Here is a 25,834-nt window from a genome sequence, read left to right on the forward strand (position 1 = left end):
TGCTTCTTGATACGCCTCAAGGTTCTCTCGCCAGGTTTTAATAATCATAGGAAGTTCGCGGCCCAGGCCGGTTCTGCGGGGCCGGCCATGGATGCGCCATCGACTCGAAGAGGCTTTGCATGAATCCGTTTCGCCGTGCATTTCTATGCAACACGCTGGTCCTGGCGGGCGCCGCCAGCCTGCTGGGCGCCTGCCGCACGGCCTATCCGCTGGCACCGGCCGATGACAGCGCGCCCATGCACGATTACCTGATCGGTCCGGGCGACTCCGTCAACATCATCGTCTGGCGCAACCCGGAAGTGTCGCTGACGGTGGCTGTGCGGCCGGACGGCAAGATCACCACGCCGCTGGTCGAGGATTTGCCCGCCAGCGGCAAGACCTCGACGCAGCTGGCGCGCGACATCGAGCAAGCCTTGAGCAAGTTCATCCAGCAGCCCGTGGTGACGGTCATCGTCACCAATTTCTCTGGCCCGTATGGCGAGCAGATCCGCGTCATCGGCGAGGCGGCCAAGCCGCAGGCGCTGCCGTACCGGCTGGGCATGTCGCTGATGGACGTGCTCATCGCCGTGGGCGGCATCACCGATTTTGCGGCCGGCAACAAGGCCAGCATCATCCGCATGCGCGAAGGCAGCCAGCAGCAGCTGCGCGTCCGGCTTGACGACTTATTGAAAGAAGGCGATATCTCCGCCAACGTCATGATGCGTCCGGGCGACGTGCTGCTGATACCGGAGAGCTTCTTTTAACAGCGATCTCGGCAATATCAAAAAAGCACTTATATTTGTCATCTTGTACTTTTCTGTAAATTTAAGCGTGTGATTTTGCTATTGAATAGCGCATTTCTTCTGTTTTTTTTGCCTGGCGCGGGAACTTCTTCAGATTTTTTCTTGTCACAAGGCATTGGCTTCAGTCCGTCTCGACGGCGGCCGATGAACGTGAGGACAAGATGAGCTTTCAAGATGAACCCATTATTTCCTTCGACACGCCAGGCAGCTTCAGCGACCTGGTGGTGGGCGAGGGGCGGATCGACCCGGCCATGGAGCACGAACTGGACCTGCAGCGCTTTCATATCCGCATGGCCAATTCGCGTGGCCGGCGCGAAGCGGCCAGTTTGCTGATCCGCAAGATGTACGGCTGGCGCGGCTATGCCGTCGATCCCGGCATTGCGCATGCGCTCAATAAAATCACCCTGTTTGCGGAAACGGCGGGCAGCACCGTCGGCACCATGACCCTGTGCCTGGACAATGACGAGACGGGCTTGCCCGCCGATGAAAATTTCCGCGACAAGCTCGACGTCCTGCGTGAGCAGGGCCGGCGCCTGTGCGAACCGTCGCGCCTGGCCATCGACAAGGGCGTGAGCAAGCGCGTGTTTGCGGCGCTGATTCATATTTCTTATATCTATGCCCATAATATTCATGGCTTTACGGATTACGTGATCGAAGTCAATCCGCGTCACGTGGTGTTTTACAAGCGCATGCTGGGTTTCCGGGACTTCGGCGGCGAGCGCGAGTGCACCCGCGTGGGAGCGCCGGCCGTGCTGCTGCGGCTGGACCTCGATGACATGGGGGCCCAGATCCGCAGATATGGTGGCCTGATGGAGCAGCATGGGGGGGAACGGTCGTTTTACCCCTATTTTTTTCCGACATGGGATGAGCCAGGCATTACCGACCGGCTGCGGCAGGGGCGCAACTGACTCATTTATTTTTCAGCAAGATCGCCTGTATGTGCTTGCCCGGAATCGCATAGGTGATGCCGCTCGGTGCGCTGACGGCCGCTTCTTTGAGGCCTTTGACATACACCATGTTGACGATGCCGTAGACGAGACCGGTCTCGGGGTCGAACAGGGGGCTGCCGCTGCTGCCGGGAAATGCCGTCGCGTCCAGCTGGAACACGGTGTACGGCGCCTTTTGCAGTTGCGCCAGGCGCCGCACGTCGAGACGCTGTGCGTTTTCGCTGGGCAGCACCACCGGCGTCAGCGATGACACGGTGGCGCGGTGCGTCACGTGGCGCAAACCCAGCAAGGTGCCTAGCGGAAACCCCGTAAAGGCCATGGCCTGGCCTTCGCGCACCGTGGCCGCGTCGCCCAGCGCCAGGGCGGGCAGGGGCGCGCCCTCCAGGCGCAGCAAGGCCAGGTCGTGTTCCGTGTCCAGCGCCTGGACTTTGGCGGGGCGAAATTGCGCCACCTCGCCCTGGCCCGTGAGTATGCCGATGACTTCGTTCGGGTTGGCGTCGAGCAGTTTCTGGATCACATGGGCGCAGGTCAGCACGCTCAAGCCGTCGCCCGTCACGAAACCCGTGCCGATGAAATTCATGGGCGGCGTGCGCGTCTTTTGCAGGCTGCCCACGCCCACGATGGACGGTTTCACGCGCGCGATGGTGTGCGTCAGCGGCGCATCGGCGCGGCACGGCGCGCTGGCCAGGGCCAGGCAGACGAAGAGGGCGAAGGGCAAGACTTTCATGGCGGCGCGCTTTCAACGTCAGGAGGTGGCGGGGGCTGCAGCAGCGCGCACAGCAGCATCAGGTAGCACAGCAGGGCGATGCGCGGCACGTCGAGCAGGCTGTCGAACAGGCCGACGACGAGAAAACCCAGCAGGGCGGCGGCGCAGGCCAGCGCGGCTGTGTCGCCCCGCGCGGCGCGGCGCAGCAGGCGCAGGCCGGCCACGGCCAGCAGGGCCAGCATGGATAGTGCGCCGCAGCAGCCCGTTTCCACCAGCAGTTGCAGCGCCATGCTCTTGATATGCCACGGCAAGTGATGATGGTCGCTGCTGAAAAACCAGTAATTGTTGGCTTGTGTAAAGCGTCCGTTGGCGATCAATTCCTCGCCATCGGGCGCGCGCAGGCTCAGATTGTCGACTTCGAGCACGGACGAGGTGGCCGTGCCGCTGGCCGCCAGTTCCAGCTGCACGGGCGGACGCAGCAACCAGGCGCCCGCGCCCAGCCAGGCGCTGTCGAACGGCACTTCATAGTGTTGCCAGGGCGCCACCGGACTGCCAGGCGGCGCAGGGCGCAGGCGCAGCGGGACATGCACGCAGCTTTGTGCATACAGTAATTGCCGCTGGCACAGGCGCACCAGCAGCACGGGCATGGGGCCGCTTCTACGCGCGTCGAGCGCCAGGGTGTAGCGCGTGGCCGGTCGCACGGGCAGGCGTTGCAGCAGCCGCAGCAGTTCGCCATAGCCGGCGCTGTAGCCGGGACTGGCCAGGCGCACATAGCGGTTACCCGGCTTGCCCGGGCTTCCCCCTTCCTCGGCATACGCGATGCTGGCCGGCACTTCGCGCTGGGGATTGTGCCAGTAATAGGTGGCGGGAAAGCTGCCGATGCCCATGCCGAACAGGCGGGTCCCCCAGTCGGACGGCTGCATGGCCAGCACCTGCCGCCAATGGCGCAAGCGGCCTTGCATGTCGAAGGCGGTGGTGGCGAAGCGTTCGGTGGCGTAATAGCTGGCCGAGACGGGGATGGCCAGCAGCAACAGGATGCCGGCCGCGCCCACGATGCTCAGGCTGGCGCGATCCAGCCGCCACAGCGGTGAACGCAAGCGTCCGTTGCATAGCATCAGCATGGCCAGCAGCACGACCAGGCCGGCCGGCAGCAGGGCTGGCGGTCCCGCCCAGTGCCAGCCTATCCAGGCGAGATTGCATGCCAGCATGGTCCATGCCACCATCGCCAGGCCCAGCCTGGCTGGCCCTTTGTCGCCGGCGCCACTGGGCCACAGCACGCCCGCCAGCAGCGCTGCGGCCAGCAGGAATAGGAAATACGGCCCTTTCAGCCAGCTGGCCGTCTGCTGGCTGGCAGGTTCAGGCCACCAGGCGGCCAGCAAGCCTTGCAGGCACAGCGCGCACAGCAGGCTGGCTGGTGCCCGGCGCCACGGCAAGGGCCGCGCCGCCAGCACGAAGCTGGCGGCGAGCAGGACGACGGCGGCGAGCAAGCCCCGGTAGCCGGCCTGGCTGAACATGGTCGCGAGCAGGACGGTGCCCAGGCCGGCCAGCAGCAGCCTCAGCAATAGTTGGCGCACGGCCGGCCGGCCGGGCGCTTGCCGTGCCGTGCCGGGCGTCGTCCGCAGGGCTTGCCACAATGCCAGCAGCATGGCCGCTGCCAGGGCCGCGTACAGGCCCCGCGAAAAAGTGCTGAACGCCGCGTGCAGGCCCAGGGCCAGCAGCAGCAAGGCCAGCGCCGCCTGCCAGCGGCTGCTGGCGCGCGCCAGCAGCAGGCCCGCCAAGGGCAAGCTCAAGGCCAGGTAGCCGTCCAGCGCAGCGCCGCCCGTGTGCATGGCGGAAAACGGCGCCGTGATGCGATAGTCGCTGGACAGGTTCAGCAGGCCGGGAAACACGGCCCGTTCCCATAGCGCGAACAGGGATACCATGGCCAGCCCGGCCAGCATGCCCGGCAGCGCGTAGCGGCGCAAGGCGGCAGGGTCCGCGTCGCGCAGCAGCAGCGGCAGCAGCAGTATGCTCCAGGCCCAGGCTTTGCCCAGCCGCAAGCTGTTGTAGGGGCTCAGGTAATTATCCCAGGCGTTCAGGTCGAGGGGCGGCAGCGGCAGGATGCCGCGCAGCAGCGCCGCCAGCCAGGCCAGGCTGCACAGCAGCAAACAGGTGCGGGCGGCGGGCGAGAGCCGCGCCGCTGCCGGCTGGGCAGGCCCACCCAGGCGCCAGTAACCGCAAGCCACCGTCAGCAACAGCAGCACGTCGATTTCTTCGAGGAAGAACCAGCCCGTCCACGGCGCCAGATCCAGCACGGGTAGCAGGGCGGGCACGCAAAACAGCCAGCAGGCGGGACGCCAGCACAGCAGCAGGAAATACGCGGGCAGCAGGGCGGCAAACAGCAGGCCGGGCCAAGCGTGGCCCAGCGGATAATGGCGCAAGGCCAGCACGCAGGCCGCGCCCGCCATCAGGGCCAGTGGCCGCGCCGCCAGGCCGGGCATGGCCGCTTGCACAACCATGACCTACAGCTGGGTCAACAAGGCCTGCGCTGCGGCCCGCTGCGGAAAGTCCTGGTTGGCGGCCAGCAGTTGTTCCAGTTGCTTGCGCGCGCCGCCCTTGTCGCCCGATTTCGCCAGCGCCGCGCCCAGGTGGTACTGCACCTCGGGCGACTTCGGCGCCAGGCCCGCCGCCTTGCGCAGCAGGGCCGTAGCGCGCTGGACCTCGCCTTGCTCCAGCACGATCCAGCCCAGGGTGTCGAGCACGGCGGGATTATCGGGCGCCAGCTTCAGCGCCTGCTCGGCCGTGGTCAGCGCGCGCGGATCTTTTTCCTGCTGATACGCCCAGGCCAGGTCGTTCAGTGCCACCACATTACCCGCATCCTTGGCGACGACATACTGGAAATGCTCGATGGCGGCGCGGTATTGCTTGGCTGCCAGCCGGGTGCCTGCCAGATAGGTGCGTGTCGGCACGTCTTCCGGATGCTCTTTCAGCCAGGCGGCCATGCGCGCCTCGGCTTCGCGCTCCTGTCCCGACGCCTGCAAGGCACGGTACAGTTGCACCTGCAACGGGCCGATGGGGCTGATGCCGAAGGCGTGCTGGTACAGCTTGACGGCTTGCTGCGGCAGTTTTTGCTCCATCAGCACGTCGCCCTCGAGCTTGTAGCCGGCGGCCAGCTTGGGCTGCTGTTCCTGCACCTGGCGCGCCACGGCCAGCGCCTCGCGCTGGCGGTTCAGGCTCAGCAGCATGGCCACTTCCACCACGCGCGCTTCGAGCAGGGCCGAGTCAAGCGCTTGCGCCCGCTTGACGGCTTGCAGCGCTTGATGATGCTCACCCAGCGCCAGGTGCAGGCTGGCGATGCGCATCTGCAAGGGCGCGGACGTGGTTTGCAGGCTGGCCAGCTTGCTGTAGCTGTCGAGCGCGGCCGGCGCCTGGCCGGCGCTGTACTCCACCTGGGCGCGCAGGGCCAGCGCATCGGCGTCGCCCGGATGGCCCGTCTGCAGGGTGCGCGCCAGTTCCAGCGCCTTGTCGGGTGCACCCGTCTTCAGGTAAAAGTTGCTCAGCAGCAAGGCCGGCGCGACGGCGTCGGGATGGTCGCGGTGGGCCCGTTCGAGCCAGCGCCGCGCCTCGTCCGTCTTGCCCTGCGACGCGGCCAGCTTGGCCAGCGCCGCGCACAGGTCGGCATTTTTCGGCGCTTTCGCCAGCGCGCGCTCGAAGCGCTGTTTCGCCTGTTCCGGCTTTTTCTCGGCCAGGTCGATCTGCGCCAGATTGTTCAAGGCGGGCAGGTAAACCGGGTCCATGCCCAGGGCTTGTTCGAAGCTGGCGCGCGCGGCGGGCAAGTCGCGCAAGGCCAGGTAGACGCCGCCTTTCAGGTTCAGCAGCAAGGGATTCGTGCCTTTCTGCTGTTGCTCCATCATCTTGACGCTGGCCAGGGCCTTGTCATTCTGCTGGTTGCGCAGCAAGGTCATCACCAGCATGGTGCCCGCCTGCGGCGTGCTCTTGTCTAGCATGCTGGCGCGCTCCAGTTCATCGATGGCGCGGCTGTTCTCGCCCATGCCCAGGCGGCTGATGCCCAGCGCCGTGTGCAGCCTGGCCGTGTCCGGCGCCAGGCTGCTGGCCTGTTCGAAATACTGTGTCGCCTTGTCGTACTGGCGCGCGCGCAAGTGGGCTTCGCCGGCCAGGGACAGCAATTCCACGTCGTCGGGGAAGGCGGCCAGCATCGCTTGCAGCATGCCGATGGCCGCGTCGGTCTTGCCGCGCATCAATTCAATCGAGGCCATCATCTTGCCGGCATACAGATGCCGCGGATACACGGCCAGGAAGCGCCGCAGGTAGTTTTCCGCCTGCGGCGGCGAGCCGAGCGCCAGTTGCACGGCGCCGGCCAGCAGGATGGACGGCATGTGCTCGGGCGCCGCCTTGAGCACCAGTTGCAAGGCTTGCAAGGCCGCCTTGTTTTTTCCCTGGCGAAAATCGAGCAGCGCCTGGGTCTGCAGCAAGCCCAGGCTGTTGGGCGCAGTCTTGCGCGCCGTGGCCAACTGGGCCGCCGCTTCCAGATAGCGGTTTTCCACGATATCGAGGTTGGCCAGGTCGATATGCGCCTGGGTATTGTCCGGTTTGATCTTGAGGATCTGCATGTAGGCGAGCCGCGCCGCGCCGTTCTTGCCTTGCAGGCGCAGCAGGTCGCCCTGCAGGCGCAAGGCGTCGAAGTTGGCGGGCGCACTTTTCAAGGCTTGCGCCAGCAACAGCTCGGCTGCAGACACTTGCTGTTCCAGCGCCGCCAAGCGCGCCAGGCCCAGCAAGGCTTCGACCTGGTCAGGATGGGCTTCGAGCAGGCGCGCGTACAGGGTGCGCGCCTCGTCCCGGCGACCCAGAGCCAGCAAGGCGTCGCCCCGCAGGGCCAGCACGCTGGCGGGCTGCGCAGCATCGTCGGCGATCTCGGCCAGCACCTTGTCGAACTGGCCCAGCATCAGCCAGGCCTTGCCCAGCAGTGGCATCACTTGTTGCGCTGCCAGGCCCAGCGACTTTGCCCTGCGCAGTTCTTTCTCGGCCGATAGCGCTTCACCCGTGTCGATATAGATGCTGCCCAGCAGCAAGCGCGCGGCCGCGTTGTCCGGCTCCTTTTGCAGTAGGTTCTTCAACTGGATGATGGCGGCCCGCGCTTCGCCTTTCTGGCGGTACTGTTGCGCGTCGGCCAGCAGGGATGCACTGCTCTGCGTGCCGTGGCAAGCCGTCAGCAGGGGCAGCAGCAGGATGTAGCACAGCGCGGCGGCCGGCAGGCCAGGGAAAGGGCGGGGTAGGGAACGGGCCATGGAAGTCTCCGGTAGCGGCGTGCATGAACGATCAGCATGGCTTAGCTTAAAAAGATGGCCGCCGGTCTCCTTGATTGCGCTCAACAAGACGCCGATTGTCCGCGCACATGCTGGCCGCCGGCCCGTGTTTCTTGTTCCCGCTCAAGAATGGCCGCATCGGCAACCGTAGAATTTCCCGGACGGCGATGCGCAGGCCGCAACCCTTCGGAGCGATGCATATGGACAGCAATGTGAATAGCAAAGCGGGCGTGGTGGCGGTGGTGGGGCTCGGTTATGTGGGCTTGCAGCTGGCCGTGGCGTTTGGCATGCGCCAGCGCACGCTCGGCTTTGACTTGTCGGCACGCAAGGTGGAAAGCTACCGGCGCCACATCGATCCGACGGGCGAAGTCAGCCATGAACAGTTGCTGGCGGCGCAATGGCTGAGCGTCGGCTGCGATCCGGCCGAGCTGGAACTGGCCGATTTCATCGTCGTGGCCGTGCCCACGCCCGTCGACAGCGCGCACAATCCCGATTTCTCGGCGCTAGCAGGCGCCAGCGCGGCCGTCGGGCGCCACATGCGGCGCGGCGCCATCGTCATTTACGAATCGACCGTGTATCCGGGCGCCACCGAAGAAATCTGCATCCCCATCCTGGAGCAGCATTCGGGCCTGCGCTGGAAAGAAGACTTTCATGTGGGCTTTTCACCCGAACGCATCAACCCCGGCGACAGGGATCACACCCTGCACAGCATCCGCAAGGTGGTCTCGGGCGACGACGACGCCACGCTGGAGAAGGTGGCCGCGCTGTACGAAGGCGTGGTCGAGGCCGGCGTGCACCGGGCCTCGAGCATTCGCGTGGCCGAAGCGGCGAAGGTGATCGAAAACACGCAGCGCGACCTGAACATCGCGCTGATGAACGAGCTGGCCATCATCTTCGATCGCATCGGCATCGACACCCTGGAAGTGCTGCAGGCGGCGGGCACGAAATGGAACTTCCTGCCGTTCCGGCCCGGACTGGTGGGCGGCCACTGCATCGGCGTCGACCCATACTATCTGACGCACAAGGCGGAAATGCTGGGCTACCACCCGCACGTGATCCTGGCCGGGCGCCGCATCAACGACGGCATGGCCAAGTTCGTGGCGGAAAAAACCATCAAGGAAATGGTGCGCGCCGGCTTCAAATTGAAAGGGGCGCACGTGAACGTGCTGGGCCTGACCTTCAAGGAAAATTGTCCGGATCTGCGCAACTCGAAAGTGGTCGACATGATCCATGAACTGCAATCGTATGGCGTGCAGGTGCACGTGCACGACCCCGTCGCCGATGGCCGCGAAGCGCTGGAAGAATACGGTTTGAACTTGGAAAGCTGGGAGCAGCTGCCGCAGGCCGAGGCCATCATCAGCGCCGTCTCGCATCAGGCCTTGCTGGCCCGTCCGCTGGCCGACTTCCAGGCCAAGGTGCTGGAAAACGGCTGCTTCATCGACATCAAATCGCATTTCGACCCCCGGCCCCTGGAGGATGGCGGCCTGCACGTGTGGCGGCTGTGATGGTGGCCGATGCCTTCGGGGCGCCAGCAAACACGACGCAAGGCGCCGCCGCTGGCAGTCCGGCTGCCAGCGCCTACGCGCAAGCCTGCGCACAGCTGCTCAGCGAACCGCGGCGCTGGCTGGTGACGGGCGTGGCCGGCTTCATCGGTTCGCATCTGCTGGAAACCTTGCTGAACCTGGGCCAGGAAGTGCGCGGCCTGGACAGTTTTCTGACGGGCCACCGGCATAACCTGAAACTGGTGCGCGCCAGCGTGGGCGAACAGGCGTGGCGGCGCTTCACCTTTATCGAAGGCGATATCCGCGACCCGCAAGCGTGCGCGCGCGCGTGCGGCAGGCAGATACCGGCGGCCTGCATCGGCGGCGGCTTGGCCGAGCGCGTCCGGGTTGATCCCGGTGGCCCCGTCGCCGTCGATTATGTGCTGCACCAGGCGGCGCTCGGTTCCGTCTCGCGTTCGCTGGAAGACCCGCTGCTATGCCATGCCGTCAATGTCAGCGGTTTCCTGAATATGCTGGCCGCGGCCCGCGAGGCGGGCGTAAAGCGCTTCGTGTATGCGGCCTCCAGCGCCACGTATGGCGACCATCCGGCCTTGCCGAAAGTGGAACAGCATATCGGCGCGCCCCTGTCGCCGTATGCCTTGAGCAAATATGTCAATGAACTGTATGCGCAGGTGTACGCGCGCTGCTACGCCATGCAGACGGTGGGCCTGCGCTACTTCAATGTCTTCGGCCCGCGCCAGGATCCGCTGGGCGCCTACGCGGCCGTCATTCCCCGCTGGATCGTCGCCATGCTGGACAATCAGGCCGTGTCCATCCATGGCGATGGCGCCACCAGCCGCGACTTCTGCTTCGTGCACAATGCCGTGCAAGCCAATATCCTCGCCGCCACCAGTAACGACCCGGCGGCCGTGAACCAGGTTTATAACGTGGCCGTCAACGCCCGCACCAGCCTGACGCAGTTGCACGCCAGCATGCAGCAGATGCTGCTGGCCGTCTGCCCGCAGCACGTGCAGCAGGCGCCGCAATACGGCGAGTTTCGCGCCGGCGACGTGCGTCATTCGCAGGCGGACATCGCCAAGGCAGCCAGCCTGCTGGGCTACGTGCCTACGCACGACCTGGCGCAAGGCTTGCGGCACACCATCGCCTGGTATGTGGCGCAGGCGAATATGCCCTGAGGTGCGCATCAGTTGCGCAGGAGCTTGGCACGAGTAGCCTGCGATCAGCTCAGGCGTGGAGATTAGTTCGGACTTGTGCGCCTTCACGGCTGCGCGTATGTGCCGGACGAGGTCGCTCATGCCGCCCCGCCTCCCGGCCGCCTGGAAGCGGCAAAGCGGCGCCACGAGCGGGCCCTGATGGCGATCAATGGGGTTGAAGGCGTCAGCCTGGGGCAGATCGCCAGCGGCAGCGAAGCCCTCGTCGTGTATCTGCATGATGCGTCCGTCAAGCGGCGCGTGCCGCTGCAGGTCGATGGTTATCCGGTGGAAACGAGCATGACGGGCCAGGTCGATATCCAGCGCAGGTAGGCAAGCGGGCCTGGCATCGGCCGCCGTGCTGCGGATAGCTGCAGCGGAAGACCTGTTGCCAGGCCTTCCGCGTCGTCTATCCACCCGCCTTATTTGCTCAGGCGGCCGATTGCTTCAGCCACGCCCGCGCCATAGGCGGGGTCGCACAGGGTGCAGTTGCCGATGTGGCGTTGCTTGACTTGTTCCGAGGCGCCCGAGATGGCGCGCGCCGTGTTGTCGAACAAGGCTTGCTGCTGTGCCGGCGTCATCAGGCGGAACAGGGCGCGCGGCTGCGAATAGTAATCCTCGTCGACGCGGTGGTTCCAGTGGTCGGCCGCGCCTTCGATGCTGAGCGGCGGCTCGCGGAAATCAGGCTGCTCGGCCCACTCCTGCTCGCTGTTCGGTTCATAGCCCAAAGTCCCCCCCTGGTTACCGTCGACGCGCATCTGGCCGTCGCGGTGGTAGCTGTGGAACGGGCACTTCGGCGCGTTGACAGGGATATGGCTGTGGTTGACACCGAGGCGGTAGCGCTGCGCGTCGCCATACGAAAACAAGCGGCCTTGCAGCATCTTGTCCGGTGAAAAGCTGATGCCGGGCACCACGTTGGCCGGGTTGAAGGCCGCTTGCTCCACTTCGGCAAAGTGGTTGTCCGCATTGCGGTTCAGTTCCAGCACGCCCACTTCGATCAACGGATAGTCGCCGTGCGGCCACACTTTCGACAGGTCGAAGGGGTTGAGGTGATACGTGCCTGCCTCTTTTTCCGGCATGATCTGCACGTACAGGGTCCAGCGGGGGAAATCCTTGTTTTCGATGCTCTCGTACAGGTCGCGGTGCGAGCTTTCGCGGTCCTTGCCCACCAGCGCCTCGGCTTCGGCATCCGTCAGGTTTTGAATCCCTTGCTGGGTCTTGAACGTGAACTTGACCCAGAAACGTTCGTTTTGCGCATTCAGGAAGCTGAAAGTGTGGCTGCCGAAGCCGTGCATATGGCGAAAACTGCGCGGCAAGCCCCGGTCGCTCATCACCACCGTCACCTGGTGCAGCGCTTCGGGCAGCGAGGTCCAGAAGTCCCAGTTGCTGTTGGCGCTGCGCAAGCCGGTGCGCGGATCGCGCTTGATGGCGTGATTCAAATCGGGAAATTTCAATGGGTCGCGCATGAAAAACACGGGCGTATTGTTGCCGACCAAGTCCCAGTTGCCTTCTTCCGTATAAAACTTCAGGGCGAAGCCGCGGATATCGCGTTCCGCATCCGCCGCACCCCGCTCGCCGGCTACCGTGGAAAAGCGCGCAAACATCGGCGTTTGCTTGCCGACTGCGCCAAAGATTTTCGCCCGCGTGTAGCGCGTGATGTCGTGCGTGACGGTAAACGTGCCGTGCGCGCCGGAACCCTTGGCATGCATGCGGCGTTCGGGAATGACTTCGCGGTCGAAGTGGGCCAGCTTTTCCAGGAACCACACATCTTGCAGCAGGGCGGGGCCACGGGGGCCGGCCGTCTGGATGTTCTGGTTGTCGACGACAGGCGCGCCAAAGGCGGTGGTCAGCTTTTTCATTGGACTCTTTCTTTCATGGCTAGGCAGAGCAATGGACGCACCGGCGCTACTCAAACACTGGCTGGGTTGAATGAACACTCACCGGGGCTGGTCCAGAGTAAAATTTCTAAAATGCAAACCAGTGTAAACCTTTTCCTGCAGGACAGCAGGCCACACCGCCTGCGCAAGCTCAGGTGGTGCGCTTGTATCATAACTGCTGAGTCACTGCCGGCCACACACGCTTGCAAGTTGCAAGTATATAAAGGCTGGCTTCGATCGCGCCACTGGCCTTTTGTCCAGGTTATAAAACCCAGTTTTTAAAACTTGTTCCAGTTATTGTGCCGGTGCTCCGTCGCCTCCTTCATCAGGTGACCGGCGCGCAGGGCGTCGTCGGCCTGCACCGTCATGGCCAGTTCCTGGATGGCGGGCGGGTATTCGTGGTGGGCCGCTTCTTCCAGCAGTGCATGGCCCTTGGCCAGGTCGCGCGGCACGCCACGCCCTTCGCGGTAGGCGTTGTACAGCAGGAACATGGCGTGTGGATTGCCCAGTTCGCTAGACTTGTCCAGCCAGCGCGCGGCGATCACGGGGTCTTTCGGCACGCCTTCGCCATTCGCCGCCAGCAAGCCCAGCATCAATGCCGCCTTCGCATGGCCTTGCTGCGCCGCTTGCCGGTACCACAGCCAGGCCTGGGCCGGCGTGGCCGCGCGCAGCATCTGGCCCAGCTCGAAGGCCGCTTCCGTGTCACCGGCGCGGGCCGCCTGTTCGAACAGGGCCAGGGCCTCGGCGCGGCGCTCGGGCCGGGGCTGGTAGATCAGCGCCAGTTCGCGCTCGGCGACGGGCATGTCCTTGCTGGCCCAGCTGCGCACACGGCGTTCGGCCTGGTGGTCACCCGTCTGGCGCGCATGCATGGCGACAGCTTCGATTTCCGCCGGCGTGGGCGGTGGCGACGCCTGGCAGGCGGCCAGGACGCCAGCGAGCACGACAGCGGGGAGGGAGAGTGCGTGTTTCATCTGGATCAGCTTTCATCAAAACAGGCCGGAACTGCAGCAGTCCCGGCCCATGGACCTTATTTGCTCAGGTCGATGCGGTACTTGGCGAAGCCGCTGGCGTCGAGTCCGCCTTCGGCCGCCACATTGACGATGCCGCTGCCTTGCGCCAGCGCCAGGTGCCCCGGCGCCGAGCGCAGGATTACGGGGCCGACCGTGGCCGTCTTGACAAAGCTCCAGCTGCGCGCGCTGCCATTCGCCGCCAGCGTCACCTTACCGCCCTTGGTGCTGAGCGACGCCAGGTAATTGCTGACCACGGCCTGGTTCGCGTCGGGCGACTTGATGATGGTCTTGCTGCCATCGATGCCAGGCACGGCGCCGCCGCCACCGGCGCGGTAGTCGTTGGTGGCGACGATGAAGTCATCGCCATCGGCCACGGGTGCGCCTTTGTACGTCAGGTTGACGATGCGGCTGCCCGGCTTTTTCGTTACGTCGATCTGGTACGTGAGGGCATTGTTTTCCGCATAGAACACGTCATAGTTATAGATCGTGCCATACGATGGCACCAGGTCCTGTTCGGCCGTGGCGCTTGGGTCGATCTGGTTGAATTGCTTGGCTGAGGTTTCCAGCCACGCCTTCAAGTCCGATCCCTTGATTTTGACGGCTTGCAGGTTGTTATTGCTATACAAATACAGGTCACCCGGATTGCGCACTTGCAAGCCAACCGGCGCGGCCGGGGAAGCGCCCGCCGCCACGTCCGTGAAGTCGGATGGTCCGTTGCGGCCCGCCTTGAATGGCGCGCTGCAGGAAATGACGGGGATGTTCTTGTAGCTCGACAAGGTGGCATCCGTGCTGGTGGCAATGAAGTTTTTTACATAATCGAGCTGCGCCTGATTCACCAGCTGGATGGCGCTCACGTCGCCCACCAGCGCAAAATAGGCGGACATCTCGAAATCCGTGCTGATGCCCAGCGGCTGCTTGGCGTAGGCGATGGTGGCCGCATGCTCGGTGGCCACCAGCGGCGCGATGGCCGGGTCGACTTTCACGAGGGTCTTGCCATCCGTGTACTTGAAGCCGCGCGATTCGACCGTCGTCTTGGCCGGCTGCACCACCCATTTACCGCCCTGGTACACCAGCGTCAGCTTGATGATGCCCAGGCGGCGGCCCCAGCTTTGCGCCATGACGGTGGGCACGCCGTTCACGAAGCCGTTGACGGCGTCGATCTTGGCGCTGGCCGGGAAGGCGGCAAACGAGGCGTCCAGCGCGGCCGCGCCTTCTTCCTTACCTTTCGGGAAGATCAAGTGCGAGTGGCCGATCATCAGCGCGTCGATGCCCGTGCTTGTCAGGTGGTAGCTGCCGTTTTCCATCTTCGGGCTGTAGGCGCTGGTGTCCAGGCCGCCGTGCGACAGGGCCACGACCAGGTCGGCGCCTTTGTTGCGCAATTCCGGCACGTACTGCTTCGCCGCTTCCTGCACGCCCGTCACGCTGACTTTGCCAGCGAGCACTTTTTGATCCCATTCGAGGATTTGCGGCGGCACAAAGCTCAGCACGCCGACATTGATCTTCACGGTCAGCTTGCTGCCATCGGGCGCGGTCGCCGCGAAATCGCGGGGCAGCAGGGTGTAGGGCTGGAAAATCGGCTTGCCGCTGGACACGCCGACGACATTGCTCAGCACGGAAGGGAAGGCGGGCGCGCCGCATGTGCCCGTCGGCTTGGCCACGCCGGGAATGCCGAAATCCGTGTTGGTGATCTGGCTCAGGTAAGGCAAGCCATAGTTGAATTCATGGTTGCCCATGCCGCCCGCATCGTATTTCAGCGCATTCATGGCCTTGTGCACGGCCAGCGTGCCGGAGCAGGGCACGGGCGCGGCCACGGCTTGTAAATCGGCCAGCAAGGTGCCCTGGATGACGTCGCCATCGTCGAGCAGCACATTGTTCGGATTTTCCGCGCGCGCCGCCTGGATCAGGGTCGACGTGCGCTCCAGGCCCAGGCTCGTATCTTCGGCCAGCGCGTAATAGTTATAGCTGAGGACGTTCGAGTGGATATCGGTGGTTTCCAGCAAGGCCACCGTGACCGTCGTGCCTTCGGGAATGGCCGGCGCCGCCGGGGTATTCGAACTGCCGTTGCAAGCGACGAGACCTGCACTTGCCAGCGCCGCCAGCATGATCCTATTTGTTTTCATTACCGCCCTCGGAGAGATTCAAAGGACGCGACTGTAACGCCGCCATATGACGCGGCGATGACAGCCTTGCAAGGCGCATGGATTCAGGCGCGCGCGCAGGCGGCCGCGCGCGTATCCGATGTTGAGAAGTTAGAATCACTGTGTACGGCAAGTCCTTGATTTGATTGCCAAAGATAGGCAGAAAGGCAGGCGACGCCAAGGCCTGGGGATAGCTGGCCGGGTGCTGCCGTAGGTACGCTTGCGCGGCCTCCCGCGTGTCGATGGCGATGCCGATGAAGGGCGCGCCAGGCCAGGGTGGCCGCGTTCATGCTGGCCCGATGGCGCGCGGCAAGCGCAGCACGAGCGCATCCGGCAAGGCGGCCAGCACCCTGGCGTCATGGCTGGCAATCACCAGCGAGGCGCCAACTTGCATGGCCTGGCTGGCCATCAGGGTGACGACGGCGGCGCAGGCGGCGTCGTCGAGATTGTCCGTCGGCTCGTCGGCCAGGATCAGTTGCGGGCGCATGACGACGGCGCGCGCGATGGCGGCCCGTTGCCGTTCACCGCCGCTCAGGGCATGCGGGTAGGCATCGAGCTTGTTGGCCAGACCCAGCTGGCCCAGCAGGCTGGCTGCGCGGGCCGGATCGGGCCGCTGGCCGCTGGCGTAGGCCGGCAGCAAGACATTATCGAGCACGTTCAAGCTGGGTACCAGCGCCAGTTGGTGGGGCAGCAAGCCGATGGCGCGGCCGCGCCAGCTGTCGCGCTGGCGCGGCGTGAGGCTGGGCAAGGACGTGCCCGCCACGTCGAGTCGGCCAGCCTGGGGCACGAGGATGCCGGCCAGCAAATGCAGCAAGGTCGATTTGCCGGAGCCGGACGGCCCCAGCAGCAGGGCGTGTCGTCCGGCGGGCAAGTGGAAGGCGGCGATATCGAGCACGGGGCTGGCGGGGTCATAGCCATAGGTCAGTGAGGCGAGGTGGAGCATGAAGTTCTTTCGGGTAACTGGCTGGCTGGCAAAGATTGTCGCACAAATGCAACTGAGCTGCATTATAATTTAAACGCAATAGACTTGCATTTAAAATGTGGCGCCTATTGCCCACCCTCAATCGACTCCATCCCGAAGGATTTCCAGCATGCCCCAGCGCAAACTCCCCGTCACCGTCCTGTCCGGCTTTCTCGGCGCCGGCAAGACCACCTTGCTCAACCACATACTGCGCAACCGCGAAGGCAAGCGCGTGGCCGTCATCGTCAACGACATGAGCGACGTCAATATCGATGCCTCGCTCGTCAAGGACAGCGCCGAGGCGGCTGGCGCGGCCCTGTCGCGCACGGAAGAAAAACTCGTGGAAATGTCGAACGGCTGCATCTGCTGCACCCTGCGCGATGATTTACTGTTGGAAGTGCGGCGCCTGGCCCTTGAGGACCGCTTCGATTATCTGCTGATCGAATCGACGGGCGTGGGCGAGCCGATGCCCGTGGCCGCCACCTTCGACTTTGAAGACGAGCACGGCGACAGCCTGAACGACGTGGCGCGCATCGACTGCATGGTCACCGTGGTCGACTGTGCCAATTTGCTGGCCGATTTCCATAGCGAAGACAGCTTGGAGCAGCGCGGCGAGATCGCGGGCGAGGGCGACGACCGCCAGCTGGCCAACTTGCTGACGGAACAGATCGAGTTTGCCAATGTCATCGTCCTCAACAAGGTCGACATGGTCGATGCGGCCGAGCGCCTGCGCGTGCTGGCCATAGTAAAAGCCCTCAATCCCGGCGCGCGCATCATCGAAACCAACCAGTCTATCGTACCGCTGGACGCCATCCTGGGCACGAACTTGTTCGACCTGGAGCAGGCGGCCAGCATGCCGGGCTGGGCCCAGGAATTGGCCGGCGCGCACACGCCGGAAACGGACACGTATGGCATCAGCAGCTTTGTCTACCGCGCGAAGGAGCCGTTCCACGCGCAGCGTCTGCATGACTATATTTCGCAGCCGATACCGGGCGTGGTGCGCAGCAAGGGCTATTTCTGGCTGGCCAGCCGCCCCGAATGGGTGGCCAGCCTGTCCGGCGCGGGCAAGCTGATGAATATCGAACCCGTGGGCCTGTGGTGGGCGTCCGTGCCGAAGGAACGCTGGCCGACGGACGCTGCCTCCCTGGCGGAAATCAAAGCGGGCTGGAGCGAGCCCTATGGCGACCGCTACCAGGAGCTCGTCTTCATCGGCCAGGACATGGACCAGGCCGCCATCGAGGCGGACTTAAAGAAATGTCAACTCAACTATACAGAGACGCGCCAGGGCATGGCCGCCTGGCGCAAGCTGCCCGACCCGTTTCCCGAATGGCAGCGCATGGAAGAACTGGAAGGCTAACCATCGATAGGAAAGAAATATGACAGAACTGATCCCCGTGACCATCATCACGGGTTTTCTCGGCAGCGGGAAAACCACCTTGCTCAAGCGTATATTGCAGGGCGATCACGGCGTGCGCATCGCCGTGATTGAAAATGAATTTGCCGCCGAAAGCATCGACCATGGCTTGCTGGTGCAAGACAGCGACGAGCAGATCGTGGAAATGAACAATGGCTGCATCTGCTGCAGCGTGCGCGGCGACCTGATCCGCATCCTGGGCGAATTGCACGCCAAACGCGCAGCGGGGACGATCGCCTTCGACCACGTGATCATCGAAACGACGGGCCTGGCCGCACCCGGCCCCGTGGCGCAAACCTTCTTTGCGGAACCGTCAATCAGCGAGTGCTACATGCTCGACGCCATTTTGACGGTGGTCGATGCGCGCCACGCGCAGCAGCAATTGACGGCGCACAAGGAAGCGCAAGAGCAGGTGGGCTTTGCCGACCGCATCCTGCTGTCGAAGACGGATCTGGTCAGCAAGGACGAGCTGGCCACGCTGCGCCAGCGATTGATCGCCATCAACGGCCGCGCCAGCATACAGAAAGTGCGCTTTGGCAATGTGCCCCTGCGCGACATCCTGAACATTCGTGGTTTCAATTTGAACGCCATCGTCGAGCTGGAGCCGGATTTCCTGGGGGAACTGGGACACCGCCATGGCGACGGCGTGCAATCGTTTGTCTACCACCAGCCCCAGCCGCTCGATTTGCTACAGGTGGAAAATTTCCTTGACGCCGTGGTGCAGCTGTTCGGCACCCAGCTAATGCGCTACAAGGGCATTTTGTATGTTGCCGACTTGCCATGCCGAGCCGTCTTCCAGGGCGTGCACATGCTGATGGGCTCGGAGCTGGGCGCGCCGTGGCGCGACGAGGAAACGCGCGCCAGCAAGATGATCTTCATCGGCCGCGACTTGCCGCAGGATATGCTGATCCGGGGCCTGGACCGCTGCGTCACTACGGTGACCAGGCTGGCCACGGCTGATAGCTCCGTCGCGGTGGCGGCATGAGCGTGGAAGCGCGCTGGCCCGCCCTGGCGCGGATCTTTCTGCTCGGCATGCAGCCGGCCTTGCGGACCGGCCTGGTGTTTGCCGTGGGCATGGGCGTGACGGCTACGTTCGACGGCCGTGCATGCCTGAGACGGGGGCGTGGCTTTATTGATCAGGCAGCTAGCAATGCTTACCTTACTTGCAGCGTGGGCACAGCCCCTTGATCAGGTAATCGACTTCGCCGCCGCTGAAACCTTCCGGCAACAGCACAGGCGGTGGCAGCTTGACTTCATTGAAGCAGGTGATGTTCGCGCATTTGGTGCACTGGAAATGCGCGTGCTCGTGCGCCTGGTGGCCGGCGCCCGCGCTGAAGCGCCACACCTGGTCGGCGCCCGCGATACGGTGCACCAACTCATTTTCCGTCAGCCATTCCAGCACCCGGTACAGGGTGACGGAATCGATATCGCTGTCTTGCGACAGCGCCTGCTGGATTTCATGGTGGGTCAGCGAACGGCTTTGCGCCATTAAAAAGTCGAGCACCTTCACGCGCGTCTTGGTGACGCGGGCGTTGGTGTTGCGGATCAGCGATTCGGCTTGCGGTGTAGAAGATGATGTCAACATGATAGGCCTGCTTGCGGGGGATAGGCTGGCGGCGTCATCGCCGTGCCCGTTGCCACCCTCTGGGCCATATCTTAGCATGCGTGCCGCACCGGATGGAACGGCGTCATGGTTTGAACGTCCAATAGCGGCCGGCCAGCGTATCGACGGGGTCGGGAAAGCGCTGAAGCGCCGGGTCGGCGGCTTGCCCACTTAGCGCTGGCGGTCCGTGGCGAAATCCCCTTTCACGACGGCATAGTGCGAGACGAAGGCACTTTATCGGCCGGGGCGATCGCCAAAAAAGCACGCGCAAAGCGACTTGTCCAGCACCGCGCGCAGGCGGTGCGCGGCAGATCAATGCTGCTTGTCGTCGCTGAACTGCTGCGCCAGCGATTGCAAGGGCGCCACGCTCAGGCCGCCACGGCTCACGTGTTCGGGGATGGCCACGCGCACGGGCTTGCTGTGCATATTGGCTGACGATAACACGTTCGTCGTGGTCTCCGGCGCCGCATTCCACACGGGGTCGACGATGCCTTCGAACACCTGTTTCAATTGCTCGCCCCAGGTGTCGCGGATCATGCGGAAATACTGGTTCTTTTCATCGATGGTGACGAAGCGCGTGACGGCCAGGCTGCCCGTCTCGTAGACGAGCAAATCGAGCGGCAAGCCGACGGAAATGTTTGAGCGCAAGGTCGAATCCATGGAAATGAGCGCGCACTTGGCCGCCTCGTCCAGGCGCGTGAATGGATTGATGACCCGGTCGATGATGGGCTTGCCGTATTTCGCTTCGCCGATCTGGAAATACGTGTTTTCATCGTGCGATTCGATGAAATTGCCGGCCGAATACACCTGGAACAAGCGGCAGCGCTCGGCGCCTATCTGGCCGCCCAGGATGATGCTGACATTGAAATCGATGCCGCAATCGGCCAGGGCCTTCGCTTCGCGCAGGTGCACGGTGCGCACGGCTTCGCCCACGATACGGGCCGCATCGTACATGCTGGCCACATTCCAGATGCTGCGCCCATCGGCATCCACGTGTTCGGAGACGATCTGGCGGATCGCTTGCGAGATCGACAAATTGCCTGCCGTCATCAGCACCAGCATGCGGTCGCCCGGGTTTTCGAACACGCTCATCTTGCGGAAGGTGCCCACCTGGTCCACGCCGGCGTTGGTGCGGGAGTCGGACAGGAAGACCAGGCCTTCGTTGAGGCGCATGCCTATGCAATAAGTCATCGTCGTAAATCAAGTCAAAAGGGGGTGTATTCTACACCAGCCGGACCGTGCCACCTGCTGGCAAGGCCCAGCCAGCCTCATTCTTGTCGGTTTACAGGGGCACGATCTGCACATCGACTCCTAACGTTTCCGTGCCGCCACCCTGGCGCACGCCGCGCACGGGGGCCGCCGAATCATAGTCGCGTCCGATGGCCAGGCGGCAATACGCATCCGTCATCAAGCGCGCATGCGTGACGTCGATGCTGACCCAGCCCGCGAAATCCGTATCTTGCGTCCAGGCATCGACCCAGGCATGGCTGGCCGCGTGGCCCGTCGTGCCCGGATCGATATAGCCGGAGACATAACGTGCGGGGATGCCCCAGGCGTGGCAGCAAGCCAAAAACAGGTGGGCGTGGTCCTGGCACACGCCGCGCCCCAAGGCCAGCGCGTCACCGGCCGTGGTCGTGACCATGGTGGCGCCACTTTCATACGCCACCTTGCCGACGATGTGCTCGGCCAGGCGCAGCAAGTGGCCCGTGCCCGCCGTCACGCCCCGGTCCGGCAGGCTGGCGGCCGCCAGCTCGAGGATGGCGGGATTGGCCTGGGTCAGCGGTGTCGGCATGGTAAACAGCAGCGGCGACAGGGTATCGATCAGGTTCAGCCGTCCCTTGTGCGGGTAGATGGTTTCCACCACGCCATGCGCCACCAGGCTGAGCGACTGATGGCTGCCGCTGATCGTCAGCATGTGCGACAGATTGCCGTAGGCATCCGTGTAGGCGTGGCACTGGCCTGGCGTGGTGATTTGCCAGGACAGGGCCCGCTGCTGCGGCTCGATACGCGGCGTCAGGTGCAGCTGCTGGATGGTGTAGGCCAGCGGCGCACTGTAGGCGTAGTGGGTTTCGTGGCGGATAGTGAGCTGCATCAGGCCGCCAGGGGAACGAGGAAGTCGCGGCTGACCCGGTTGCCCAGGTCGTTGATGTTTTCCAGAAACTCCGTCAGCGTCAGGTGCAAGCCAGCCTTCATGATGTCGTCGATATGGCCGAATTTCAGCTCCGCGTGCAGCTTGCCGGCAAACCGTTCCGTATCGGCCGAGACATCGTTGCGGATATGCTTGAGGTTTTCCACCACGTCATCCATGCAAGCCAGCAAGGATCTGGGCATGTCGCCGCGCAACATCAGCAATTGTGCCACTCTTTCCGGGGTGATCACGTCGCGGTAGACCTTGCGGTAGATTTCAAAGCCGGAGACGGAGCGCAACAGGGCCGCCCAGTAGTAAAAGTCGCGCTGGGTGATGTCTTTCGACGTGTCGCGCGCGCCATGGAACTTCACGTCGAGGATGCGCGCCGTATTGTCGGCCCGCTCCAGGAAGGTGCCCAGGCGAATGAAGTGGATGGCCTCATCCTTGAGCATGGTGCCCAACGTCACGCCGCGCGACAGATGCGAGCGGTATTTGACCCATTCGAAGAACTGGCTGGGGTCCGTTTCCAGCAGATTGCTTTTCAAACGCTTCTGCATGTCGAGCCAGGTGGCGTTCTGGATTTCCCACACTTCCGTCGTCAGGGTACCGCGCACGGCGCGGGCGTTTTCGCGCGCCCCCGTCAGGCAGGCCAGGATGGAAGAGGGGTTGTTCGGGTCGCGCACCATGAAGTCGAGCACGTCGCGCGTGTGGAAGCGGCCATACTTGTGGTCGTAGGCGCTTTGCAGTTCGGAAATGCCCAAGGTGGCGCGCCAGCCCTGTTCCGCGTCCTGCTCGGACTGCGGCAGCATGGATGTTTGCATGTTGACGTCCAGCATGCGGGCCGTGTTTTCCGCCCGCTCCGTGTAGCGGGCCATCCAGAACAAATGATCGGCAGTGCGACTCAGCATGTTTTCTCTCCTGCAAAAGCGGATGTGGCTTCCAGTACCCAGGTATCCTTGGTGCCACCCCCTTGCGAGGAATTGACCACCAGCGAGCCTTCGCCCAGTGCCACGCGGGTCAGGCCACCGGGCACCATGGAAATCGTCTTGCCCGACAGCACGAACGGGCGCAAATCGATGTGGCGCGGCGCGATGCCGGCGTCCACGTACGTGGGACAGGCGGACAGGGCGAGGGTGGGCTGGGCGATGTATCCGCCCGGGTTGGCCAGCAGCCGCTGGCGGAAGTCCTCGATCTGCGCCAGGCTGGACGCCGGCCCCACCAGCATGCCATAGCCGCCCGCGCCATGCACTTCCTTGACCACCAGTTTCGCCAGGTTCGCCAGCACGTAGGACAGGTCAGCCGGCTTGCGGCACTGGTAGGTGGGGACGTTGTTGAGTATCGGTTCCTGCGACAGGTAGAATTTGATCATGTCGGGCACGAAGGGGTAGATCGACTTGTCGTCGGCCACGCCCGTGCCGATGGCGTTCGCCAAAGTCACGCGGCCGGCGCGGTACACGGACAACAGGCCGGGCACGCCCAGCGAGGAATCGGAGCGGAAGGCCAGCGGGTCGAGGAAATCGTCGTCGACCCGGCGGTAGATCACGTCGACACGCTTGGGGCCGCGCGTGGTGCGCATGTACACGGAATTGTCGTTGACAAACAAATCCTTGCCTTCGACCAGTTCCACGCCCATTTGCTGGGCCAGGAAGGCGTGTTCGAAGTAGGCGGAGTTGTACATGCCGGGCGTCATGACGACGACTGTGGGGTCATCCACGCCCATCGGTGCGACGGAGCGCAGGTTGTCGAGCAGCATGTCCGGGTAATGGTCGACGGGGGCGATGCGGTTGCGGGCGAACAGTTCCGGGAACAGCCGCATCATCATCTTGCGGTCTTCCAGCATGTAGGACACGCCCGAAGGCACCCTTAAATTGTCTTCCAGCACATAAAATTCGCCCTGGCCGGCGCGCACGATGTCGACGCCGGCGATATGCGCATAAATGTCGGAGGCGACGGCAATGCCCTGCATTTCCGGGCGGTACTGGGCATTCTTGTAGATTTGCTCGGCGGGAATGATACCCGCCTTGATGATGTTTTGCTCATGATAAATATCATGGATGAACATGTTCAAGGCTTGCACGCGCTGCACCAGCCCCGTCTGCATCTGCGCCCATTCGGCGGCGGGGATGATGCGCGGAATGGTGTCGAACGGTATCAGGCGTTCCGTGCCGGCATCGTCGCCGTAGACTGCGAACGTGATGCCGACCCGGCGGAACGTCAGGTCGGCTTCGGCCCGCTTGCGGGCGATGGTCTCGGGGGATTGCTGCGCCAGCCAGTTGTCAAATTCACGATAGTGTTCACGTACCTTGCTGTCCGACCCCACCTCACCTGCAGTCATTTCATTGAAAAAATTTGCCATGTTGTGATTTCCCTTGAGCCGTGTCTATGTATGGCCCAGCAGGAAGCGTGCCAATGAGATGCTTGCGAAGTGTGTAAAAAATGACCATTTTTGTGGCATAAATCCATCATCTGCACCGTGTTGGTGCATCAGATGTCAGTTCTTGGGGAGATAGATACGAGGCGGCACGAACGGCAGGCAATCGACGGCTAGACCTCAGCGGTGTTCATCGTGCGTATCGCGCCTGGAGAGTGCCATCACGGCGCGACAGTGCGCGGGAATGTCACTGTGAACACGGTGCCGACGGATTTGTTTGAACTAACCGTGATCGTCGCGTCATGTACCCAAGCAGATTCTTGGGCGATAAACAGGCCCAGACCCAGACTGGTGTTCGGTCGTGCATCCTGTTCAGCATCCAGGTTCAGCTGAACGAGTGGCTGGAAAATTGTTTTCAGTGCCTCCGGCGCGATGACCGGCCCGAAATTGCTGACCCTGACGACGATCGTCTCGGCAAGTCCCTCGGCTTCCAGCACCACATCCTTGCCCTTGGTCGAATATTGCGCTGCGTTAATCAAAAGATTGGTCGTCAACTGGTGCAGCCGAAGGCCGTCAAAGGCGCCGACCAGGCTACCGCTGGGCCGATAAATGATGGCGCTCGCCGGGTACATCGCGCGCGCGTCGGTCGCTGCGGCTTGAAATACCTCGTCCGCATCGATGCGCGTGCGCGAGGCTGGCAGCGTCGCTCCCATTTGCAGGCGCGTAAATCCAAGCAGGTCGGTCACCATCGCGCCCATCAGCATCGCGCTACGTTTGGCTTTTGTGGCAAGGCTGATCGCGTGTTCCGACATGCTCGGCTGCCGAGACAACAGGTCTACGGCAGTTGTGATATTGGCCAAGGGCGCGCGCAGGTCATGGCTCAGTATGGCGACAAACAGACCTTTGGTGTGGTCTGCGCGTGCCGAATAGGTCACGATAGACTCGGCCAGCGCTTGGTCGATCGCTTCATTAAACCGCACCATTTCATACGTACTCGTTACTGACATCTGACTCACTTCCGGTAACCACAGACGCAAGACGGTTGCCCGCAGCGCTCGGAACTCCGAGCTAAGCTGCAGCAGCGAAAAATTGCTGGCGTGGCGCAGGCGACCGTGGATGGCGGCAGCGGTTTCATCCTTGCCGGCAGGAATCGTGCCACCCTGGGACTTATCGAATTGCTGCTGCTTGCTTTGGTGCGTTTCGATATCGAGTGCCACGGCACGCAGGATCGCCTCGGCGTGATCCCTGAGCGCCAGTTCGGACATCTGAGCGGAGTTCGGTTCGACTGTCTTTGCAAAGGCGGTCCACTCCGCAAGAATTTGCGGCATTTTGGCGCGAATAAATGCGGCGAGATTCATTTGTTGTACTTTCATGTTCATTAAAATCTGCGCTGCTCGCCACCAGATGGATGCCGCGTGATCTCAGCCGCGTAGTGGGCGGCGCTGCATAGCGCTGCCTCCACTATTTTACGCCACTGTTAAATTGTCGGTCGCACTGAATTCAGCCATAAGCGCGCGCAAGAGGTCAGGCAGGTAGGGGGAAGAAGTAGTGTGGTACGTCCGCAGTCGCTGAACGAGACGGCGCGTACCGAATGATATGGGGAAGGTGCGCTATCTAGCCCGCATCAACGATGCGCGCGCTTTGCCTATACATGAGGGAGCAGGCGAGGGCGCCTGCACAAAAAGCAGCGCGTGGGGACGCGCCGCCGTGACGCTATTGTTACTGTAATAGTGGAAGTTCGATTTCGGCTTTCCGCACTGCGATCGCTGCGCCCAAACCGTCTAGGGAACCACTGATTTATTCATCAAACGCCGTTCCCTGCGGCGGACCTACCTGAGACAATAACGGTATCCTGACTGTTCGCCATCAATCATGCAAAAGAGCTTTTCCGACCTTGAATAC

Annotated in this window: 20 protein-coding genes; 7 read left to right on the forward strand and 13 right to left on the reverse strand. The window is 63.3% G+C overall.

Going from position 1 to position 25,834, the window contains the following annotated elements:
- Positions 1-119: 119 nt before the first annotated feature.
- Both ACQ4WS_RS22450 and ACQ4WS_RS22455 read left to right on the forward strand, forming a co-directional pair.
- Positions 120-743 (forward strand): XrtA/PEP-CTERM system exopolysaccharide export protein, encoded by a 624-nt coding sequence (locus tag ACQ4WS_RS22450; protein WP_436479225.1) that lies wholly within the window; start codon positions 120-122, stop codon positions 741-743.
- Between the two features lie 200 nt (positions 744-943).
- The gene (locus ACQ4WS_RS22455) at positions 944-1,690 is read left to right on the forward strand and encodes an N-acyl amino acid synthase FeeM domain-containing protein (protein WP_436479226.1); all 747 of its coding nucleotides are present in this window, start codon (positions 944-946) and stop codon (positions 1,688-1,690) included.
- A 1-nt stretch (position 1,691) separates the two neighbouring features.
- Here the strand turns inward: ACQ4WS_RS22455 and ACQ4WS_RS22460 are convergent, their stop codons facing one another.
- The 3 genes from ACQ4WS_RS22460 to prsT are packed head-to-tail and all read right to left on the reverse strand — an operon-like array spanning position 1,692 to position 7,720.
- Complete coding sequence (locus ACQ4WS_RS22460; protein WP_436479227.1) at positions 1,692-2,456, reverse strand: S1 family peptidase; 765 nt, start codon at positions 2,454-2,456, stop codon at positions 1,692-1,694.
- Positions 2,453-4,933, reverse strand: coding sequence for a hypothetical protein (locus ACQ4WS_RS22465; RefSeq protein ID WP_436479228.1), 2,481 nt, complete (start codon positions 4,931-4,933; stop codon positions 2,453-2,455). Before ACQ4WS_RS22465 ends, ACQ4WS_RS22460 begins: the two co-directional genes overlap by 4 nt.
- Positions 4,934-4,936: 3 nt before the next feature.
- Positions 4,937-7,720, reverse strand: a complete 2,784-nt coding sequence (prsT, locus tag ACQ4WS_RS22470; RefSeq protein WP_436479229.1) for an XrtA/PEP-CTERM system TPR-repeat protein PrsT — start codon at positions 7,718-7,720, stop codon at positions 4,937-4,939.
- A 218-nt stretch (positions 7,721-7,938) separates the two neighbouring features.
- Between prsT and ACQ4WS_RS22475 the strand changes: the two genes are divergently transcribed.
- The 3 genes from ACQ4WS_RS22475 to ACQ4WS_RS22485 all read left to right on the forward strand — a co-directional run bounded on the left by ACQ4WS_RS22475 (position 7,939) and on the right by ACQ4WS_RS22485 (position 10,763).
- A complete protein-coding gene (locus ACQ4WS_RS22475) occupies positions 7,939-9,243 on the forward strand; it encodes a nucleotide sugar dehydrogenase (RefSeq protein ID WP_436479230.1) in 1,305 nt (434 codons plus the stop codon).
- Positions 9,243-10,415, forward strand: coding sequence for an SDR family oxidoreductase (locus ACQ4WS_RS22480; RefSeq protein ID WP_436479245.1), 1,173 nt, complete (start codon positions 9,243-9,245; stop codon positions 10,413-10,415). Before ACQ4WS_RS22475 ends, ACQ4WS_RS22480 begins: the two co-directional genes overlap by 1 nt.
- A 75-nt stretch (positions 10,416-10,490) precedes the next feature.
- Positions 10,491-10,763, forward strand: a complete 273-nt coding sequence (locus tag ACQ4WS_RS22485; RefSeq protein WP_436479231.1) for a hypothetical protein — start codon at positions 10,491-10,493, stop codon at positions 10,761-10,763.
- 89 nt (positions 10,764-10,852) lie between these two features.
- Here the strand turns inward: ACQ4WS_RS22485 and ACQ4WS_RS22490 are convergent, their stop codons facing one another.
- The 4 genes from ACQ4WS_RS22490 to ACQ4WS_RS22505 form a co-directional block, all read right to left on the reverse strand.
- Positions 10,853-12,289: a catalase gene (locus ACQ4WS_RS22490; RefSeq protein WP_436479232.1), complete on the reverse strand. Its 1,437-nt coding sequence runs from the start codon at positions 12,287-12,289 to the stop codon at positions 10,853-10,855.
- A gap of 296 nt (positions 12,290-12,585) precedes the next feature.
- Positions 12,586-13,278 (reverse strand): tetratricopeptide repeat protein, encoded by a 693-nt coding sequence (locus ACQ4WS_RS22495; protein WP_436479233.1) that lies wholly within the window; start codon positions 13,276-13,278, stop codon positions 12,586-12,588.
- A gap of 56 nt (positions 13,279-13,334) precedes the next feature.
- The gene (locus tag ACQ4WS_RS22500) at positions 13,335-15,437 is read right to left on the reverse strand and encodes a bifunctional 2',3'-cyclic-nucleotide 2'-phosphodiesterase/3'-nucleotidase (RefSeq protein ID WP_436479234.1); all 2,103 of its coding nucleotides are present in this window, start codon (positions 15,435-15,437) and stop codon (positions 13,335-13,337) included.
- 304 nt (positions 15,438-15,741) lie between these two features.
- Positions 15,742-16,398 carry an ABC transporter ATP-binding protein gene (locus tag ACQ4WS_RS22505; RefSeq protein ID WP_436479235.1) on the reverse strand — a complete coding sequence of 219 codons (657 nt, stop codon included), beginning with the start codon at positions 16,396-16,398 and terminating at the stop codon, positions 15,742-15,744.
- A gap of 148 nt (positions 16,399-16,546) precedes the next feature.
- Here ACQ4WS_RS22505 and zigA point away from each other — a divergent pair, with 148 nt between their 5' ends.
- Together zigA and ACQ4WS_RS22515 are read left to right on the forward strand one after the other, a co-directional pair.
- Positions 16,547-17,773 carry a zinc metallochaperone GTPase ZigA gene (gene zigA, locus ACQ4WS_RS22510; protein ID WP_436479236.1) on the forward strand — a complete coding sequence of 409 codons (1,227 nt, stop codon included), beginning with the start codon at positions 16,547-16,549 and terminating at the stop codon, positions 17,771-17,773.
- A 19-nt stretch (positions 17,774-17,792) separates the two neighbouring features.
- Positions 17,793-18,815 (forward strand): CobW family GTP-binding protein, encoded by a 1,023-nt coding sequence (locus ACQ4WS_RS22515; protein ID WP_436479237.1) that lies wholly within the window; start codon positions 17,793-17,795, stop codon positions 18,813-18,815.
- A 174-nt stretch (positions 18,816-18,989) separates the two neighbouring features.
- On the opposite strand, the gene ACQ4WS_RS22520 is transcribed toward ACQ4WS_RS22515, so the two are convergent.
- The 6 genes from ACQ4WS_RS22520 to ACQ4WS_RS22545 form a co-directional block, all read right to left on the reverse strand.
- On the reverse strand, positions 18,990-19,415 hold the full coding sequence (locus ACQ4WS_RS22520; protein WP_436479238.1) for a Fur family transcriptional regulator: 426 nt from the start codon (positions 19,413-19,415) through the stop codon (positions 18,990-18,992).
- A 330-nt stretch (positions 19,416-19,745) separates the two neighbouring features.
- Positions 19,746-20,624: a proteasome-type protease gene (locus tag ACQ4WS_RS22525; RefSeq protein ID WP_436479239.1), complete on the reverse strand. Its 879-nt coding sequence runs from the start codon at positions 20,622-20,624 to the stop codon at positions 19,746-19,748.
- Between the two features lie 91 nt (positions 20,625-20,715).
- Positions 20,716-21,525: a transglutaminase family protein gene (locus ACQ4WS_RS22530; protein ID WP_436479240.1), complete on the reverse strand. Its 810-nt coding sequence runs from the start codon at positions 21,523-21,525 to the stop codon at positions 20,716-20,718.
- A complete protein-coding gene (locus ACQ4WS_RS22535; protein ID WP_436479241.1) occupies positions 21,525-22,469 on the reverse strand; it encodes an alpha-E domain-containing protein in 945 nt (314 codons plus the stop codon). Before ACQ4WS_RS22535 ends, ACQ4WS_RS22530 begins: the two co-directional genes overlap by 1 nt.
- Complete coding sequence (locus ACQ4WS_RS22540; RefSeq protein WP_436479242.1) at positions 22,463-23,917, reverse strand: circularly permuted type 2 ATP-grasp protein; 1,455 nt, start codon at positions 23,915-23,917, stop codon at positions 22,463-22,465. The genes ACQ4WS_RS22535 and ACQ4WS_RS22540 overlap by 7 nt, the downstream gene beginning before the upstream one ends.
- 236 nt (positions 23,918-24,153) lie before the next feature.
- Positions 24,154-25,311, reverse strand: coding sequence for a sensor histidine kinase (locus ACQ4WS_RS22545; RefSeq protein ID WP_436479243.1), 1,158 nt, complete (start codon positions 25,309-25,311; stop codon positions 24,154-24,156).
- Between the last annotated feature and the right edge of the window lie 523 nt (positions 25,312-25,834).

This window comes from Janthinobacterium leeuwenhoeki, assembly GCF_051380795.1.
Classification (GTDB): Bacteria; Pseudomonadota; Gammaproteobacteria; order Burkholderiales; family Burkholderiaceae_D; genus Janthinobacterium.